The organism is Microbulbifer flavimaris, from assembly GCF_001641755.2.
GTDB classification, from domain to species: Bacteria; Pseudomonadota; Gammaproteobacteria; order Pseudomonadales; family Cellvibrionaceae; genus Microbulbifer; species Microbulbifer flavimaris.
Map to the genome: position 1 here is coordinate 630,047 of NZ_LRFG02000002.1, position 13,712 is coordinate 643,758.

14 protein-coding genes are annotated in these 13,712 nt (G+C 58.1%); 11 read left to right on the forward strand and 3 right to left on the reverse strand.

What is annotated here, in order from left to right; genetic code table 11:
• The first annotated feature begins 43 nt into the window (after positions 1-43).
• From AWR36_RS07565 to AWR36_RS07590, 6 genes are all read left to right on the forward strand, one after another.
• Complete coding sequence (locus AWR36_RS07565; RefSeq protein WP_067083294.1) at positions 44-1,240, forward strand: CaiB/BaiF CoA transferase family protein; 1,197 nt, start codon at positions 44-46, stop codon at positions 1,238-1,240.
• Positions 1,241-1,286: 46 nt separating this feature from the next.
• Complete coding sequence (locus AWR36_RS07570) at positions 1,287-1,466, forward strand: DUF2256 domain-containing protein (RefSeq protein WP_082679467.1); 180 nt, start codon at positions 1,287-1,289, stop codon at positions 1,464-1,466.
• Positions 1,463-2,776, forward strand: a complete 1,314-nt coding sequence (locus tag AWR36_RS07575) for a DASH family cryptochrome (protein WP_067083297.1) — start codon at positions 1,463-1,465, stop codon at positions 2,774-2,776. Before AWR36_RS07570 ends, AWR36_RS07575 begins: the two co-directional genes overlap by 4 nt.
• 17 nt (positions 2,777-2,793) lie before the next feature.
• On the forward strand, positions 2,794-4,329 hold the full coding sequence (locus AWR36_RS07580; RefSeq protein ID WP_067083299.1) for a cryptochrome/photolyase family protein: 1,536 nt from the start codon (positions 2,794-2,796) through the stop codon (positions 4,327-4,329).
• A 97-nt stretch (positions 4,330-4,426) separates the two neighbouring features.
• Positions 4,427-4,669 (forward strand): VF530 family protein, encoded by a 243-nt coding sequence (locus AWR36_RS07585; protein ID WP_067083301.1) that lies wholly within the window; start codon positions 4,427-4,429, stop codon positions 4,667-4,669.
• A gap of 124 nt (positions 4,670-4,793) precedes the next feature.
• On the forward strand, positions 4,794-5,519 hold the full coding sequence (locus AWR36_RS07590; protein ID WP_067083304.1) for a polyamine aminopropyltransferase: 726 nt from the start codon (positions 4,794-4,796) through the stop codon (positions 5,517-5,519).
• Positions 5,520-5,566: 47 nt separating this feature from the next.
• Here AWR36_RS07590 and AWR36_RS07595 read toward each other — a convergent pair whose 3' ends face one another.
• Positions 5,567-7,330 (reverse strand): ABC transporter transmembrane domain-containing protein, encoded by a 1,764-nt coding sequence (locus AWR36_RS07595; RefSeq protein WP_067084013.1) that lies wholly within the window; start codon positions 7,328-7,330, stop codon positions 5,567-5,569.
• Positions 7,331-7,629: 299 nt separating this feature from the next.
• Between AWR36_RS07595 and AWR36_RS07600 the strand changes: the two genes are divergently transcribed.
• Both AWR36_RS07600 and AWR36_RS07605 read left to right on the forward strand, forming a co-directional pair.
• The gene (locus tag AWR36_RS07600; protein WP_067083307.1) at positions 7,630-8,091 is read left to right on the forward strand and encodes a GFA family protein; all 462 of its coding nucleotides are present in this window, start codon (positions 7,630-7,632) and stop codon (positions 8,089-8,091) included.
• A gap of 52 nt (positions 8,092-8,143) precedes the next feature.
• Complete coding sequence (locus tag AWR36_RS07605) at positions 8,144-8,614, forward strand: DUF6942 family protein (RefSeq protein WP_067083309.1); 471 nt, start codon at positions 8,144-8,146, stop codon at positions 8,612-8,614.
• Positions 8,615-8,648: 34 nt separating this feature from the next.
• Here AWR36_RS07605 and AWR36_RS07610 read toward each other — a convergent pair whose 3' ends face one another.
• Complete coding sequence (locus AWR36_RS07610; protein ID WP_067083311.1) at positions 8,649-9,065, reverse strand: VOC family protein; 417 nt, start codon at positions 9,063-9,065, stop codon at positions 8,649-8,651.
• A gap of 166 nt (positions 9,066-9,231) precedes the next feature.
• Between AWR36_RS07610 and AWR36_RS07615 the strand changes: the two genes are divergently transcribed.
• Complete coding sequence (locus AWR36_RS07615) at positions 9,232-10,437, forward strand: APC family permease (protein ID WP_067083314.1); 1,206 nt, start codon at positions 9,232-9,234, stop codon at positions 10,435-10,437.
• A gap of 18 nt (positions 10,438-10,455) precedes the next feature.
• Here the strand turns inward: AWR36_RS07615 and AWR36_RS07620 are convergent, their stop codons facing one another.
• Complete coding sequence (locus AWR36_RS07620) at positions 10,456-11,142, reverse strand: glutathione S-transferase (RefSeq protein WP_067083316.1); 687 nt, start codon at positions 11,140-11,142, stop codon at positions 10,456-10,458.
• Positions 11,143-11,529: 387 nt separating this feature from the next.
• Between AWR36_RS07620 and AWR36_RS07625 the strand changes: the two genes are divergently transcribed.
• Together AWR36_RS07625 and AWR36_RS07630 are read left to right on the forward strand one after the other, a co-directional pair.
• Positions 11,530-12,315, forward strand: coding sequence for an outer membrane protein OmpK (locus tag AWR36_RS07625; protein WP_067083318.1), 786 nt, complete (start codon positions 11,530-11,532; stop codon positions 12,313-12,315).
• A gap of 28 nt (positions 12,316-12,343) precedes the next feature.
• A complete protein-coding gene (locus AWR36_RS07630; protein ID WP_082679470.1) occupies positions 12,344-13,699 on the forward strand; it encodes an NCS2 family permease in 1,356 nt (451 codons plus the stop codon).
• The last annotated feature ends 13 nt before the right edge of the window (positions 13,700-13,712 follow it).

Here is a 13,712-nt window from a genome sequence, read left to right on the forward strand (position 1 = left end):
TTACAGGTCGCACTGACGGGAAAACCCATCACGGAATTAAACCATGTTGCCAGATTCAGGCCCGCTTGCGGGCCTCAAGGTGCTCGACTTCTCCACCCTGCTGCCCGGCCCCTACGCCACCCTGTTGCTGGCGGATATGGGCGCCGACGTGCTGCGTATCGAATCTCCCCAGCGCCCGGACATGCTGCGCGCCCTGCCACCCTATTTCGGTGAGGGGAAGGATCAGGTGTCCGCGGCCCACGCCGGCATCAACCGCAACAAGCGCTCCCTGGCTCTGAACCTCAAAGACCATCGCGCCGGCGATATCGTGCGTCGCCTGCTGGCGGAGTACGACATCGTCATCGAGCAGTTCCGTCCCGGTGTGATGGAGAAGCTCGGACTCAGTTACGAGACGTTGCGGCAAACTCGTGAAGACCTGATCTACTGCTCGATCACAGGCTACGGCCAGTCCGGCCCGATGACGCAGCGCGCCGGCCACGACATCAACTACCTGGCCCTGTCCGGTCTCGCCAGTTATTCCGGCCGTGCCGACAGTGGCCCCAGCCTTTCCGGCACCCAAGTTGCAGATATCGCCGGCGGGTCCCACCACGCGGTCATGGCTATTCTCGCCGCGGTCTACCGCCGCCAGAACAGCGGCAAGGGCAGCCATATCGATATCAGCATGACCGACTGCGCTTTTGCCCTGAACGCCATCAGCGGCACCAACGCGCTGGCAGGGGGTGATCTGCCGGGGCTTGAACACGAACTGCTGAACGGTGGCAGCTACTATGATTACTATCGCACTGCCGACGGCCGCTACCTGTCTGTCGGCAGCCTGGAGCCGCAGTTCGCAACACGCTTCTTTGAAGGCATCGGCGAGCCGCAATGGGTCGAGCGGTTGATGGCCGACGAGCCGCCGGGGATTCTGAAGGCGGATATCGCCGGAGTCATTGCCAATCGCCCCCTGGAGCAGTGGGTGCAGGTATTCGCAGACATCGATGCCTGCGTCGAACCGGTGCTGGATTTCCAGGAGGCGTCAGACAGCGCCCTGGTGCGGGAACGAAAGATGATTTGCCACACAGACCTGGGCCATGGCGAAACAGTCGAACAGATCAACACACCGTTTTGTTTCGACGGCCACAAACCGGACTACCATGCGCCGGGGGCTCCACTGGGCCAACATTCGCGTGACGTGCTGCTGGGACTCGGCCTGGAGGACACAGAAATTGACTCACTGCTGGCGGACCAGGTTATCGCCTGACTGGCTATAGCGTGCCTGCCGAGGAAAAGGATGCCTTCACCAGTCCATGGCTCACCGTAAACCGCACCTGCCGGAAAAGATCTGTCCCGTCTGCGGGCGGCCATTCCGCTGGCGCAAGAAGTGGGAGAGAGACTGGGATGCAGTGATCTACTGCAGTGAGCGATGCCGCCGGCAGGCGCGCTCATCCGGAAGAGACCCATCGCGTCCCGGGGACTGTGATTCATGAACCTGGTCTGGTACCGCAATAATCTCCGCAGTATCGACAACCAACCCCTGGTAGAGGCCTGCCAGAGCCAGTCCCCGGTGGTCGCCCTCTATTGTTTCGATCCCCGCCAGTTTGAAAAAGACCGCTATGGTTTCATGCGCACGGGAAAATTTCGCGCACGTTTCCTGATTGAAAGCGTACAAACCCTGCGGCAGCAGCTGGCACAACTGAATATCCCCCTGCTCATCTACCGGGAAAAGCCGGAATCCATCCTGCCAAGGCTGGTACAGCAGCTCGGCGTCGAGAAAATATTCCTGCAGCGGGAATGGACCCGGGATGAAGAGCACGTACTGGGCTGCGTACGCCGGGCAGAGGGAATGAGCGCCGTCGAGTTTTACCAGGCCCTGGACCAGTTCCTCCTGCACCCGGATGACGTTTCCTTTGCGGTTCCGGCCGATGTGCCCCGCGTATTCACCAAGTTTCGCAAGCACGTGGAAAAAGAACTGAAGGTGCGCAAACCCCTGTCAGCCCCGTTGCCGCGCCCCACAGAAAACCTGGCCTCAGCAGAGCCGGCACGAAAAGAATCGTCCATACCCGACCTGGAGGGCCTCGGCCTGAAAGCGTTCACCTCCGACCCGCGCTCCGCCTTTCCATTCCGGGGTGGTGAACTGGCCGCACAGGAGCGCATTGACCAATACTTCTGGCAAACGGAGAACCTCAGGACATACAAGCACACCCGCAATGGGCTGGTGGGCACCGAGTACAGCTCCAAGCTCTCCCCCTGGCTCGCCAATGGCAGCCTGTCCGCACGGCAGGTCTACTGGCAGGTAAAAGAGTTCGAACGGCAAGTCGTCGCCAATGAAGATACCTACTGGCTGGTGTTTGAACTGCTGTGGCGGGATTTCTTTAAATACGTGTCACTCAAACACGGCGACCGGATCTTCCAACTGGGTGGCATCCTGCAGAAAGACTACGAGTGGCAGCATGCCCCCGCAGAACTGCAGCGCTGGATAAACGGCGAAACGGAGTATGACTTCGTCAACGCCAATATGCGCGAGATCGCCGCCACCGGCTGGATGAGCAACCGTGGCCGCCAGAACGTTGCCAGCTATTTTGCCCGCGAACGACAGCAAGACTGGCGTACCGGCGCCGCCTATTTCGAGAGTCTGCTACTCGATTACGACGTACACAGTAACTACGGCAACTGGATGTACAACAGCGGTGTCGGTAACGACCCTCGCGACCGCCACTTCAACATCAATAGCCAGGCGGAGCGCTACGACCCCGAGCATGCTTTTCGCAACCTCTGGCTGAAAGAATCCAACGGATAAACCTTAAACGGTAAAAAATGAAAACCCTGCGACTAATCCTGGGCGACCAGCTCAACCACAAGCACAGCTGGTACAAGAACGACAGTGACGAAACCCTGTATTTCATTGCCGAGATGCGTCAGGAGACCGATTACGTCAAACACCATATCCAGAAAGTGGTGGCCTTCTTCGAAGCTATGGAGGCCTTTGCCGGTTGGCTACGGGAGCAGGGCAAGAAGGTGGTCCACTACAAGCTGGACGGCAAGAACAATACCCAGAAGCTGGGCACCAATATCGCGGCGTTGATTAAAGAGCGCGGTATCGAGAAGTTCGAATATCAGCTGCCGGATGAATACCGGCTGGACCAGCAGCTCAAGCAACTGGCGGACGATCTCAGCGTCGAGTGCGAGGCCTTTGACACCGAGCACTTTATCACCAGCCGCGACGAGCTTGCAGAGTTCTTCGACGGCAAGAAGTCCCTGTTGATGGAAAGCTTCTACCGACATATGCGCAAGAAGCACGATGTGTTGATGACCGAGAATGACAAACCCCAGGGAGGCAAGTGGAACTTCGATCAGAGCAACCGCAAGAAATGGAAGGGACAACCGGAAATACCCCACGAGAAGGGCTTCCGCAAGGACGTGCGCAAGACCGTCAAACGCATCGAAGCTGCCGGCGTTGAGACGATCGGCAATATCGACCCGGATAACTTCAACTGGCCCACCACACGGGCAGACAGCCTCAAGGTCCTGCGTCACTTCTGCGAGCACTTGCTTGTGCACTTCGGTGACTACCAGGATGCCATGGATCCGGAGGAAACCTACCTGTTCCACAGCCGCCTCAGCTTTGCCATGAACAGTAAATTGCTCCACCCGACGGAAGTGATTGAGACAGTGATCGACTATTGGGAGAGCAACAAGTCGACAATCTCTCTCAACGAAGTGGAGGGCTTCGTGCGACAAATCCTCGGCTGGCGAGAATATATGCGGGGCATCTACTGGAAAGAGATGCCCGGTTACGCCCGCTGCAACCGGCTGGACAACCAGCAGGACCTGCCGGACTTCTACTGGACCGGTGACACAGAGATGAACTGCCTGCACCATGCCATCAAAAACAGCCTGGACCAGGCATACGCCCACCATATCCAGCGCCTGATGATCACCGGCAATTTTGCCCTGCTGCTCGGCGTCCACCCGGATCAGGTGGAGGAATGGTATCTAGGCATCTACATCGATGCCATCGAATGGGTGGAAATGCCCAATACCCGCGGCATGAGTCAATTCGCCGACGGCGGCCTCGTGGCCACCAAGCCCTATGTCAGCAGTGGTAGCTATATCGATAAGATGAGCAACTATTGCAAGGAGTGCCGCTATAAGGTGAAGGAAAAAGTCGGAGACGACGCCTGCCCATTCAACAGCCTTTACTGGAATTTTCTCGCAGAAAAGCGGAAAAACTTTGAGGGCAACCAGCGCATGGCAATGATGCTGAGCACGCTAGACAAGATGGACAAGGATGACCTGGATGATTTGCGCAAGCGGGCACGCAAGGTCAAACGCAATCCGCAAGAATTTTGACACTGCATTTCTTCAGCCGAAACTGGCGGGCTATACTCTCCACACCAACCACCCAACAGCAAGTTCGCTCACCTGAAGAAAATGGTCACCTCAGCCCATGCAGCAATCCCAGCCCAACAATCCCCTTCACGGCATCAAGCTTTCGACGATCGTTGAAGAGCTCCAGGAGCACTACGGCTGGGAGGGACTGGCGCAGCGGATCGATATCAACTGCTTCAAGAACGATCCCTCCGTGAAATCCAGCCTGAAGTTTCTGCGCCGGACCCCGTGGGCACGCAGCAAAGTAGAGGCCCTGTATCTGGCGACCTTTACCAGCGATAATCCCTGGAAGAAAGGCTGATTCATGTACTCTCTGCGGAGGTAATAGCAGGCAGCGTACTAACAGCGGTAGCCACCGACGGCATAAGCTCACTTCACTATGTCACCACTTCCTAATCCGACCACAACACCAGGACGACTCATCCGTGTCATTACTATTTGAAGAGATCGACAGTCAAGCTTCCCCCCTGGGAGAGATCTCCCTGCGCCGGCGCCGTATCCCGGCGCTGGGCGACCGCGACATCTATGAGGTCAAGCTGGGTGACGAATTCCTGATGTCGAGTATGTTTGTCGAGGCGGAAGAGGCCCTGTCCACACTGGGCCTTGCGGCAGTGCAGGGTGAAGATCTGCGCGTAGTTGTTGGTGGACTGGGCCTGGGTTATACCGCTGTGGCGGCATTGAAGGACCAGCGCATTTCCGAGCTGCTGGTGATCGAGGCCCTGGAGACGGTCATTGGTTGGCATAAGGATGAGCTGGTGCCGCTGGGGAAGATCCTCAATGCAGATGCGCGCAGTCGCTACGTGCACGGCAGCTTCTTCGATCTGGCTACAGCCATGGAAACCGGTTTTGACCCGGATAGCGCGGAAAAGAAGTTTGATGCCATTCTACTGGACATCGACCACTCCCCCACCGAATACCTGAATGAGTCCAACGCGGGTTTTTATACCACCGAGAATCTGGCGCGGATGGCAGAACAGCTAAAGCCCCAGGGTGTATTTGCCATGTGGTCGCAGAACCTGCCGGAAGAAAGCTTCGAGGCACTGCTGAGCACGGTCTTTGCGACAGTCAAATCCCATGTGGTCTCTTTCTATAACCCGTTCCTGAGTGGTGAATCGACAAACTCAGTTTATGTCTGCACCAAAGAGGCTTGATAACGAGCCAGCGACTGCTCGCCGCAGATGTGAGTCTCACGTGTTTTTCACAATGGGGCACCCGCCTCCTGGAACTGCAACTCCGCAAGGCGCTTGTACAGCGGCGAAATCTCTATCAGTTCTGCGTGCTTCCCCTGCGCGACTAACTGCCCACGATCCAGCACCGCAATGCTATCCGCATGCAGAATCGTGGCCAGCCGGTGGGCAATGATGATGGTGGTGCGGCCTTTCATCAGGGTCTGCAGCGCCTGCTGTACGTGGTGCTCACTCTCGGCATCCAGCGCACTTGTGGCTTCATCGAGGAGCAGAATTTTCGGGTCTTTCAGGATCGCGCGGGCAATAGCCAGGCGCTGTTTCTGGCCGCCGGACAGGCGCGCGCCCTGCTCTCCCAGGTGACTGTCGTAGCCATCCGGCAGCTGCTGGATAAACTCGTGGGCGTGGGCGGCCCTGGCTGCCGCAATCACTTCCCCATCGGTCGCATCCGGCCTGCCATAGCGGATGTTGTACCAGACATCGGCAGTAAACAGCGCCGGTTGCTGCGGCACGACTGCCAGTTGCCGGCGCAGGGTTCCCGTATCTATCTGTCGCAAATCCACACCATCCAGTGTGATGCGGCCGCCCTGAGGGTCGTAAAAGCGCTGCAGTAGCTCCAGCAGTGTTGACTTGCCCGCGCCGGAGGGGCCAACCAGGGCCAGGCTCTTGCCCGCTTCCACCAACAGATTTAGCCCCCTGATTGCAGCCTGATCTGGCCGGGAAGGGTAACTGAATTCCACGGCCTCAAATGCCACCTCGGCTTTGGCATCGTGCGGGAGCTGCTCGGTTACCGCCTCGTCCACACTCACGGGGATATCCGCCTCCACATTCAGCAGATCCACCAGCCGCTCGGTAGCGCCCGTGGCGCGCTGCAGCTCACTGTAGACCTCGGAAATGGTCGCCACGGCGGAGCCCATCAGCATGGCATAGAAGACGAAGGCGGCCAGGTCTCCGGCACTCATGCGGCCGGCAATCATGTCATTGCCCCCCACCCACAGCAGACCACTGACAGCACCGAACATCAGCAAGATCACGGTGGCGATCAATAGCGAGCGCTGGCGGATGCGCCGCCTGGCGACCTGGAATGCGGTTTCCACCTCGCGACCGAAGGCCTGCTTTTCATGGTCCTCGCGGGTGTAGCTCTGCACCGTCTTGATGTGCTGGATGATCTCACCGGCATAGCTGCCCACATCGGCAATCGAATCCTGGCTGGCCCTGGCCAGCTTCCGCACCCGACGACCGTAGAGGACGATGGGCAGCAGCACCAGCGGCACGCCCACCAATACCATCAGGCTCAGCTTGAGGTTGGTAAACAACAGCAGGGCCAGCGCCCCGACAAACATCAATGCACTGCGCAGGGCCATGGAAAAGGAGGTGCCAATGATATGCTGCAACAGAGTGGTATCAGTGGTGAGGCGGGACATGATCTCGCCACTGCGGTTGGTCTCGAAAAAGCTCGGGTGCAGGGTGACGATATGATCGAACACCGCCTTGCGCAGATCCGCCACGACTCGCTCACCCAACCAGGACACGAGATAGTGGCGCGCATAGGTGCCCACCGCCATCAGCAGGGCCAGCGCCATCAGCACCAGTACGGCATTCCCCAGCGCTGCGCTCGAACCCGCCATAAAACCCTGATCGACCAGGACCCTGATCCCCTGGCCGATGGAAAGGGTGATACCCGCCGTAAAGACCAGTGCCACACCCGCGGCGAAGAGGACTGCTTTGTAGGGCCGGATGAATTGCCACAACTGCGCCATCATCTCGCCGAAGCTCATGGTGGACGAGCCCCGCACAGTCGATTTTTCGAGCGGGTTGGCCACGTTGGGTTCTGCGGTCGTCGACATAGATTCCTACTGGTTACAGCGTGGTATTTGAGTGTGAGGCCTACCGCGGGTCTGAGTCGCAGGGCCATTCTTGCAGAATATGTATGGCGGTATTGACTTCGACCGCTTTACTGGGAATCAATAAGTCAGCCTGAAGTGCGTTTGACAGCCTGTGGCGTCAAACGTTGATCCGCTGGCGTTGTTTCGCCCTCTGTACTTGAAGCCGTAAACTTCCTCAAAGGAGAGCAATCGTGAAGCCACTGCTCGGCGGCTGCGCCTGCGGCCAGGTGCGCTATGAATGCACAGAAGGGCCCCTGGTCCAGTTTATCTGCCACTGCCGCGATTGCCAGCACACCAGTGGCGGCGCATTTATGGCCTTTATCTTCGTTCCGAGGGACAGACTCACCTACCTTTCCGGCAGCCTGCATCACTATGACGTGAGAGCCGAAAGCGGGCGCGAGTTGCGGCGCCAATTCTGCAGCGCATGCGGATCACCCATATCGGCGTATTGGCCCGGCGCCCCGATGGTCGAGCTACTCACCGTAGCTAGCCTCGATGACCAGAGTATTTTCACCCCCAGCCACGAGCTGTGGATGTCCCGCGCCGAGGACTGGCATCCCGTCCATCCGGAAACCATCAAGTTCAGCGAGGGGCCCGATGAAGAGCTGGTGCGTGAGCCCGTGCGGGCTTACTTCGCTGCGCGCGAAAAATAATGGCTGGAACGCATAGAACGGAATGGCTTTGGTATGGGCTGTGAGACGACTGATGACTTCCATTGATTGCCTGGGCGCCGCCAAACCGCAGCTGGTTTTGTATCTGCCCCACCGTCCCAATGCGCTGGCTGAGCTCATCAAATCACCCGGCAGCCGAGAACTGATGGACGCCAATTCCAACCATTGGCGCAAGATTGTGACGCTGCTGGCCAAGGTGGCGAGCCCCAATGCCGACGACTGGCGCCGCTTTCGGGATGAAGACCTGTTTGCGCACACGGCGCTCTGCTTTGCCCCTGCACTCACCGCCGGTGACAGCTGGCACTGGATCGGCGGGCAGCAAAACCTCAAGCGATTTAACCATCTGAGCCACAACGCACAGCCACTGCCGGATTGCGCATGTGTTCACGTCGACGCCGAAAAACGCCTATTGCTGACGCCCTATCCTGACTACCGGCAGCTCAGCAATGCAGTGGTCAATCACATCCGTACCTTCCTGGGTGAGCGCAGTTTCTACGGCAACTGAACGCTTTTCCACTACCGTTTGATCTCGCCAGTGACTACCTGAACATCAATTCCGGATTCACCATCGACTTCATCTCCAGAATGTTGCCATTGGGATCTTCGATAAAGAATGTCTCCTGCTCATACTCATCCCCCACAAAGCGCCGGTAGGGCTTGTCCAGATATTCCAGCCCGGCGGCCTCGATACGTTTTTTCAACGCCTGTAACTCGTCATCCGGCAGGTGTATGCCGAAATGAGGAACCGCAACGGCGCCCATATCTACATCGTGGCGAACGTTGGGTAATCTCTCCTCGCTCTGGTGCAGGGTAAGCTCATTGCCCCAGAAATTGATATCTACCCAGCGACCCTCTTCACCGTTACCGGGTTTGCAGCCCAGAACATCGCAATAGAAGGTTTTGGCTTTCTCCAGGTCGCCAGCGGGGATCGCAAGATGCAGACAATTAGATTTCACGGGGCCTCCTGTCGTTTATTATTCTTGACCTAGCAAAAGATCAGCGCTCGGTAATGGCGCAAGAGTATTTCCTGGGCTCGAAAAACCAATCATAGGGGAAGCTACCAGACTTCGCTCCTCTCCCCCAGCAAATCCCCCTGCAAAGTAACCGCCTAAGAGGAATAGCGTGCCGGATACTGTTTCACTGAAGCGATCACTCTCCCTGCCCGTAATCAGCTTTTACGGTATCGGCACAATTATCGGCGCCGGGATTTATGTCCTGATTGGCGAGGTAGGCGCTGCCGCAGGGCTATCCCTCCCTTATGCCTTCCTGCTCGCGGGCGTTATCGCGGCCTTTACTGCGCTGTCTTATGCGGAGCTGTCGTCACGCTTCCCCGTCAGTGCCGGCTCCGCAGCCTATATCTGGAAAGCCTGGCGCCGACCCTGGCCGGCCCAGGTGGTCGGCAGCCTGGTAGCAATCACCGGTATTGTCTCGGCCGCAACGATCGCCAATGGCTTTACCGGCTATCTGGGGCTCTTTATCGAGCTTCCCCACGCACTCGCCATTACCCTGCTGGTCGCTTTGCTGACGCTGATCGCGCTCTGGGGCATCAACGAATCCGCGCTCACCGTGACACTGGTGACATTGGTTGAGGTGGCAGGGTTACTGTTCGTGATCTATGTGAGCCACGATGCACCGCCAGCCAATGCGTGGAGGGAGATCTTTGCCCTGCCGGAATGGAATGCCCTGCCCGGGTTGCTCGTGGGCAGCTTTCTCGCCTTCTATGCCTTTATCGGTTTCGAGGATATGGTCAATACGGCGGAGGAAGTGAAGAATCCGCGCAAGTCATTACCGCGGGCGATCCTCATCGCAATCACTGTATCGACAGTGCTCTACATGACGGTGGCAGCGCTGGCCGTACGGATCCTGCCAGTAACGCAACTGGGGCAAAGTGACGCCCCACTGGCAAGCATGGTGACACAGGCAGGCTACTCGCCGGCTTTTATCGGCGTGATCAGTCTGTTTGCGGTCGTCAATGGCGCGCTGGTTCAGATCATTATGGCATCGCGCCTGTTGTATGGAATGGCAGTGAAGAACATGGCCCCGGCGATCTTTGCCCGGCTCAACGCCAGAACCCGGACGCCGATCTTGGCCACACTGTTGATCGGCGCGGTGATCCTGGCGTTTGCACTATGGCTACCCCTGGCCACACTGGCAAAGATCACCAGCTTTATCATGCTGTTGGTATTTTGCCTGGTAAATGCCGCGCTGCTGACCATCAAAAACCGGCGGGAAAAACCGGAAAATGCAGTGATCTGTTATCCGGCCTGGATTCCCGTCCTGGGTTTTCTGTCCTGCCTGGCGCTGATGATATTTGCAGTTGCCAGTTAGCGCAGCCCGGCCATCCGGTTACTGGATCATCTTGCGCAGCGAGCGCTCAATCTGACCGCCGCAATAATCTCTACCGTATTCCTCGCGCTGTCGTTCCAGAAAGTGCTGGATTGCTTTGCGGGATTCCACTCTCTGGCAGAGGGCGGCAATATGAGGGGCGTTTTCCCCTAGATCACTTTTCAATTCCGGGAAGGAGTAAACAAGCATTCCGAACAGCGCCGTAGTGGCGATATCGGCCACCGAGATACGGCTGCCCAGCAGGAAGCCCCCTTCCCCTTTCAGGCCATGGGCCAATCCCGTCTTTTCGAAGACTCGCATCCAGTCGGGTAAGCGGCTGTTGCGGAAACTGTCCCACGCGCCTTTCTCCCACATCACCTGACCGTTGCTGTTGGTGATTTCAATAAGCACATCATTGCAGTCAAGGATGGTTTTCAGGGCCAGCGTCAGAGTTTCGGCGCGCCTGGGCAGGTAGTCGTACTGATGCCCCAGATGCATAAGGCAGGCGGGCATCTGCGCGAAATAGGTTTCGCTTTTGCATTCATACAGATAGGGCGGGGCCATGCCGGGATTGTGGAGTTTGAGGCTGCGCTCCGGATAGATCTCCGAGGCGTCGCGCCGCTCGTACTGCGCACCCACTTCTTCCAGCATGAGCAGAATGAAGTTAGCGCGAAAGGGCAAATCCCAGTAATAGAGTTTGTAGTCCACAGAGCTCCTCCCCTAACCCTTCTCAAATCCAGTGCTTCCCAAAGCCAGCGCTTATCAGAAGACTGGACGACCAGTCCCATTTAAACCGTCCACGTTGCCGGCATCAGGTTGACCATCAAACCAGCCTCTGCGGTTAGGTTAGTTTCCCAAGCAGTCAGATGCCCGAAGGAAATTTGGCAACCCGTTTCTCAAGTTGCCACATTACTGGACCTTTTCATTCTGTTTGAAGGCGCGTGAAAGGCTGGTCACAAATGTGAAATAAATTGGAAAATGCGTCACAGATCCGGTAAATTCCGCGCTCATTTTTTAACCAGCTGTAGGCGGCACCTGCCCGCAGCCCCGGCGGGGTCCACCCTGCACTCCGATTTGCTGTCACCGAGGTACCCCGTGAACCTGTCGAAGTCCCTTCTTTTTGTAACTGCCGGCCTGGTATCCCTGACCGCCCGCGCCGAGATGCTCTGGAATGACAACAGCCTGAGCCTGCTGTACGGCGAGGACTACAAGGTCCACTACAGCCTGGACTCCGACGACTCCAGCCGCACGGTGATGACCTATGAGCATGTCAGCGGCCACAGCTGGGGCGACCTGTTCATGTTTGCCGACTACCTCAGTTCCAACGAGGGTTCAGAAGAGCTCTACACCGAGGTATCGCCGCGTCTGAGCTTGGGGAAACTGAGTGGTCGCGACCTGTCCTTCGGCCCGGTTAAAGATGTACTGGCGGCTGGCACCCTGGAAATTGGTCACTTCGACGACCCAGACAACCTCACTGTCACCGGCCCGAGCTTTATGAACAAGCTGGCTGGCGTTGGCTTTGACCTGGCGATTCCAGGCTTCAGCTTCTTCCAGGCCAACGTCTACCACCGCGACAACGACGACAAGGCGGCGAACGAGCAGCTCACACTGGCCTGGGGTCTGCCGTTCTCACTCGGCGGCGAGAGCTTCCTCTATGACGGTTTCCTCGACTGGGCCAGCGCTTCTGCCGATGCGCACCCGAGCCTGAACTTCACCTCGCAACTCAAGTACGACCTGGGTGCTCGCTGGGGCCAACCGAAAGCGCTGTATGCGGGTATTGAGTACGTGCACTGGAACGACAAGTTCGGCATCAAGGACGGTACTTTCGGTATCGATTCCAACGAGCGCAATGTGAACCTGCTGGTCAAGTACCACTTCTGATTCCCGACCGCTGACACTGGACACGAATATGACTGACATCCGTACTCCGGCATCTGCCAGCTCGCCCGCCCCGAAATCCGCGGCGCAGCCCCCCCTCCTGGAACGGCTGTTCAAGCTCTCTGAGCGGGACACCAACGTGCGCCAGGAAGTGATCGCCGGTGTGACCACCTTCCTGACCATGGCCTACATCATCTTCGTCAACCCCAACATCATGGCCGCGGCGGGCATGGACAAGGGGGCGGTATTCACGGCGACCTGCCTGGCAGCGGCCATCGGCTGCCTGATCATGGGTCTCTATGCCAATTATCCGTTTGCGCTGGCACCGGGTATGGGACTGAATGCCTTCTTCAGCTTCGTAGTCGTGGGTGAGATGGGTTACAGCTGGCAGGTAGCCCTGGGTGCGGTATTTATTTCCGGCGTGGTGTTCCTGCTGCTCAGTATCTTCAAGGTGCGCCAGTGGATCATCGACAGTATTCCCATGTCATTGCGCCAGGCACTGGCTGCTGGCGTGGGCCTGTTCCTGGCCATTATTGCCCTGAAAAGTGCCGGCATCGTGACTGCCAGCCCGGCCACCCTGGTGACGCTGGGCGACCTCACTTCCAGCGATGCCATCCTCGCCGGGCTGGGCTTCTTCGTCATTTCAGCCCTGGCCTATCGGCGCATGCTGGGCGCGGTGATGATCGGCATCCTCGTGGTGACCGTGATTGCCCTGCTGATGGGCAAGGTGGAATATGCAGGCATCCTGTCCGCACCGCCGAGTATGGCCCCGACCTTCCTGCAGCTGGATATTGCCGGCGCCTTTGAAGTGGGCATGATCAGCGTCATTTTCGCGTTCCTGTTTGTGGACCTGTTCGACACCGCTGGCACCCTGCTGAGTACTGCGGACCGCGCCAAATTGCTGAATGAGAAAGGCCAGCTGCCCGGTATGGGCAAGGCGCTGATGGCAGACAGCTCCGCATCTACAGTGGGCTCGCTGCTGGGCTCCTCCACCACCACCACCTACGTTGAGAGCACCGCGGGTGTCGCCGCCGGCGGCCGCACCGGCCTGACGGCCGTGGTCTGCGCGGGCCTGTTCCTGCTGGCCCTGTTCTTCTCGCCGCTGGTGGGGATGGTGCCGGCCTATGCGACTGCTGGCGCGCTGCTGTATGTTGCCGTGCTGATGACTTCCGGCCTGTCATCCATCGACTGGGACGATATCACCGAGGCCGCACCGGCCGTAGTGGCTGCGGTGATGATGCCGCTGTCGTTTTCCATCGCCAACGGCATTGCCCTGGGCTTTATCGCCTACGCCGTGATCAAGACCCTGAGTGGCCGCAGCAAAGATGTCAGCATCAGTGTTTACCTGCTGGCGGCACTGTTTACCGCCAAGTTCATGTTCTTCTGAGGGAGCGCTGTTA

What these genes read in the sequence shown, in the direction of transcription:
- AWR36_RS07565 (WP_067083294.1), top strand. Translation starts at nt 44, where the DNA reads ATGTTGCCAGATTCAGGCCCGCTTGCGGGCCTCAAGGTGCTCGACTTC.
- AWR36_RS07595 (WP_067084013.1), bottom strand. Translation starts at nt 7,330, where the DNA reads ATGAGCTTCGGCGAGATGATGGCGCAGTTGTGGCAATTCATCCGGCCC.
- AWR36_RS07630 (WP_082679470.1), top strand. Translation starts at nt 12,344, where the DNA reads ATGACTGACATCCGTACTCCGGCATCTGCCAGCTCGCCCGCCCCGAAA.
- AWR36_RS07575 (WP_067083297.1), top strand. Translation starts at nt 1,463, where the DNA reads ATGAACCTGGTCTGGTACCGCAATAATCTCCGCAGTATCGACAACCAA.
- AWR36_RS07580 (WP_067083299.1), top strand. Translation starts at nt 2,794, where the DNA reads ATGAAAACCCTGCGACTAATCCTGGGCGACCAGCTCAACCACAAGCAC.
- AWR36_RS07605 (WP_067083309.1), top strand. Translation starts at nt 8,144, where the DNA reads ATGACTTCCATTGATTGCCTGGGCGCCGCCAAACCGCAGCTGGTTTTG.
- AWR36_RS07585 (WP_067083301.1), top strand. Translation starts at nt 4,427, where the DNA reads ATGCAGCAATCCCAGCCCAACAATCCCCTTCACGGCATCAAGCTTTCG.
- AWR36_RS07570 (WP_082679467.1), top strand. Translation starts at nt 1,287, where the DNA reads ATGGCTCACCGTAAACCGCACCTGCCGGAAAAGATCTGTCCCGTCTGC.